The following is a 3,919-nucleotide window of genomic DNA, read 5'->3' on the forward strand; positions in this document are numbered from 1 at the left end:
CGTCGATGGCCGGGCCAAGCATATCTACTCGATCTGGCGAAAGATGAAACGCAAGCACATCGATTTTTCCCAGGTCCACGATGTACGGGCGGTACGCATCCTGGTCCCCGAAGTGTCGGATTGCTATACCGTCCTGGGCCTGGTGCATTCGTGTTGGCATCACGTGCCCAACGAGTTCGACGACTACATCGCCAATCCCAAGAAGAACGGCTATCAATCGCTGCATACGGCGGTACTCGGCCCCGAGAACAAGGTGCTGGAGATCCAGATCCGTACCTTCGCCATGCACGAGGAGGCCGAGCTGGGGGTATGTGCCCACTGGCGCTACAAGGGGCATGACATCCGGGGCCGTAGCTCCAGCTACGAGGACAAGATCGCCTGGTTGCGCCAGGTCCTGGAATGGCAGGACGAAGTGGGTGACTTCGGTGACATCCGCGAGGGCCTGACCAGTGACGTGGCACCGGATCGTATCTATGTATTCACGCCGGATGGCCATGTCATCGACCTGCCCCGTATCGCCACCCCCATCGACTTCGCCTACCGGGTGCACACCGAAGTCGGGCACCGCTGCCGCGGCGCCAAGGTCAATGGCCGTATCGTGCCGCTGACCTTCAAGCTCAAGACCGGCCAGCAGGTCGAGATCCTGACGGCCAGCAAGGGCGGGCCGAGTCGCGACTGGCTCAATCCGAGCCTCGGCTATGTGCGGACCTCCCGCGCCCGGGCCAAGATCCAGGCCTGGTTCAAGCACCAGGCCCGGGATCAGAACCTCGAGGAGGGTCGTATCCTCTTCGAGCGCGAGATGAAACGCCTGGATGTCGATGGCATGGATCTCGAGGCCCTGGCGCAAAAGGTCAACTACACCAGTGTCGATGACATGTATGCGGCCCTGGGAGCCGGAGACCTGCGCATCGGCCAGGTCCTGCATCAGGCGCAGCACCTGTTCGGTGAGCACGACGACCAGGAAAAACTCGATCGCCTGCTGGCCAAGCCTCGCAAGGACGTGAGCCAGGGGAGCGCGAGCGATATCACCGTTCTGGGGGTGGGCAACCTCAAGACCAGCATGGCCAACTGTTGCCACCCCGTCCCGGGAGACGCCATCGTGGGGTTCATCACCCAGGGGCGTGGTGTCACCGTGCATCGCCAGGATTGCCCTAATATCCTGCAACTGCGTATGGACGAACCCCAGCGCATCATCGAGGTGGAATGGGGCGAAAAGGCGCGGACCCAGTATCCCGTAAATATCGAGATCCAGGCCTGGGATCGCTCCGGCCTCCTGCGTGATGTCACAGGGGTGCTGAGCAGCGACAAGGTCAATGTGTTGTCGGTCAATACCCTGACCGATACCGAGGATGGCATCGCCCGGATGCTGATCACCCTGGAGGTGGATGGCCTGGAGACCCTGGGCCGCCTCTTCTCGCGTATCCAGCAGCTGTCCAATGTCATCGAAGTCCGGCGGCTGCGGGGAAGTGGCCAACCGGGAAAGCCCGCCAGACGCAAGGGGAAGAAGACATGAGTGAACATCGCCATGGCCTGGAGGACATGCTCGAGTTGATGGCTGTGCTCCGCGATCCTCGCCAGGGCTGTCCCTGGGACGTGAAGCAGGAGTGGAATTCCATCGTGCCCCATACCCTGGAAGAAGCCTATGAGGTGGCCGATGCCATCGAGCGGCGTGCCTTCGATGAGCTCCCGGGCGAGCTCGGCGACCTGCTGTTTCAGGTGGTCTACTATGCCCAGTTCGGTGCCGAGGAAGGGCGCTTCGACTTCCACGATGTCATCCACGTGCTGACGGCCAAGATGCTGCACCGCCATCCCCATGTGTTTCCCGACGGGACCCTGAGCTCCCGCCGGGAGGGACTCACCGCCGCCGAGGTGGAGACCCGCCAGGTCCACTCGCGCTGGGAATCGCTCAAGGCGGCGGAGCGTGCCGGTCGCGCCGTACACCACGACCGGCAGCATTCGGTACTCGACGACGTTCCGCGCACGCTGCCGGCCCTGTTACGGGCGGCCAAGCTCTCCAAGCGGGCCGCGCGGGTGGGTTTCGACTGGCCCGACGCGCACGGGATGCTGGACAAGATCCGCGAAGAGCTTGCCGAGGTGGAGGAAGCCCTGGAGGTGGATGACCGGGCACACGCCATCGAGGAAGTCGGTGACCTCCTGTTCGCGGTGACCAACCTCGCCCGGACCTTGAAGGCCGACCCCGAGCAGTGTCTGCGCACCACCAATGCCAAGTTCGAGCGACGTTTCCGGTCGATGGAGGCCGCCCTCGAGGCCGCCGGGACGCCGATGCCGGATGCCGATTTCGAGGCAATGGAAGGCCACTGGCAGGCCGCCAAGCGTGGTGAGGTCACTCGGGAGACACCGTCCGACGGTGTCTCCGGTGTTGCCGCGCCCTTATCTTCACCCTTCGTCCAAGGAGGCCGTCAGCCATGAGCCAGGACCTTCACGAATCCCTAAGAGACAATGTCCGCATCCTGGGCGACAGCCTGGGGCGCACCATCGCCGATGATCTGGGCAGCCACTTCGTTGACCGGATCGAGACGATCCGCGCCCTCGCCAAGCGCGGGCGACAGGGTGACCAGCAGAGCCGCCGGGAACTGATCGATTACCTGCGTCGCTTGCCCGAGCGGGACCTGTTGCCGGTGACCCGAGCCTTCAACCAATTCCTCAACCTGGCCAATATCGCCGAACAACATTACCGGGCCAGGTTCCGTCGGGTCGAGGACTACAAGCCAGGCTCCCAGCCGGTACTGTCCGAACTACTCGAGCGCGCCCGCTCGTCGGGACATTCCCCCCGCCAGCTGGTGGAGACCCTGGCCGACATGCGCGTGGAACTGGTCCTCACGGCCCATCCCACCGAGGTAATCCGACGGACGCTGATCCAGAAATATGATGCCATCGACGATTGCCTGAGCGTCATCGAATCCTCACTGGATTATCCCGAGCGGGATATTCGTGCCAAGGGGAGGCTGGAGGAACTGATCAGCCAGGCCTGGCATACCGACGAGATCCGTCATGAGCGACCCACGCCGGTGGACGAGGCCAAGTGGGGTTTTGCGGTCATCGAGAACTCCCTGTGGCATGCGGTGCCCGATTTTCACCGAGACCTCGACAACCTGCTGATCGAGATGGCCGGCGAACGCCTGCCCCTGGATGCCGCCCCCATCCGTTTCGCCTCCTGGATGGGAGGCGACCGGGATGGCAATCCTAATGTGACCGCCCGGGTGACTCGTGAGGTCCTGCTGCTGGGCCGCTGGATGGCCGCGGATCTCTACCTTCGGGATCTCGAGAAACTCAAGTCCGAGCTGTCGATGTGGAAGGCCAATAGCGCCCTCAGGGCGGACGTGGGCGACGTCACCGAGCCCTACCGGGAACTGCTCAAGCGACTGGCGGCACGCGTCGAGTACACCCGTGACTGGGCCAAGGCCGAGCTCGAGGGGCAGCGCCTGGAGGAGGGCGCAATCATCGAGAGTCGCGACCAGCTCTATGCGCCCCTGCTGAGTTGTTACCGGTCGCTGTGCGACGTGGGGCTCGACACCATCGCCAACGGCTCGCTGCTCGATACCCTTCGGCGCATCGCGGTTTTCGGCGTCACCCTGACCAAGCTCGACGTTCGCCAGGAGGCCAGCCGCCACACCCAGGTGATAGAGGAGTTGACCGACTACCTGTCCCTGGGGCATTACCGTGACTGGGACGAGTCGCAGCGCCAGGCCTTCCTGCTTGAGGAACTGCATTCCAACCGGCCCCTGATTCCCCGGCGTTGGGAATGCTCCACCGAATCGCGGGAAGTCATCGACACCTTCCGCATCATCGCCGGTGAGCAACCGGAGGCCCTGGGAACCTACATCATCTCCATGGCCGCCCATCCCTCCGATGTGCTTACCGTGGCCCTGCTGATGAAGGAGGTCGGTGGCCGAGTGAG

Annotated in this window: 3 protein-coding genes; all 3 read left to right on the plus strand. The window is 63.5% G+C overall.

The genetic code is table 11. The features are described from left to right. Positions 1 to 1,513, plus strand: a 1,513-nt coding sequence (locus ACESMD_RS00675; RefSeq protein WP_372609375.1) for a bifunctional (p)ppGpp synthetase/guanosine-3',5'-bis(diphosphate) 3'-pyrophosphohydrolase, incomplete at its 5' end; no start/stop codon positions are given. Further along, a complete protein-coding gene (gene mazG, locus ACESMD_RS00680) occupies positions 1,510 to 2,430 on the plus strand; it encodes a nucleoside triphosphate pyrophosphohydrolase (protein WP_372609376.1) in 921 nt (306 codons plus the stop codon). The genes ACESMD_RS00675 and mazG, both read left to right, overlap by 4 nt. Beyond that, positions 2,427 to 3,919 (plus strand): phosphoenolpyruvate carboxylase (locus ACESMD_RS00685; RefSeq protein ID WP_372609377.1); only part of this gene is annotated, 1,493 nt, incomplete at its 3' end. The genes mazG and ACESMD_RS00685, both read left to right, overlap by 4 nt.

The sequence above is a fragment of the Halomonas sp. genome (assembly GCF_041689495.1).
GTDB lineage: Bacteria > Pseudomonadota > Gammaproteobacteria > Pseudomonadales > Halomonadaceae > Halomonas.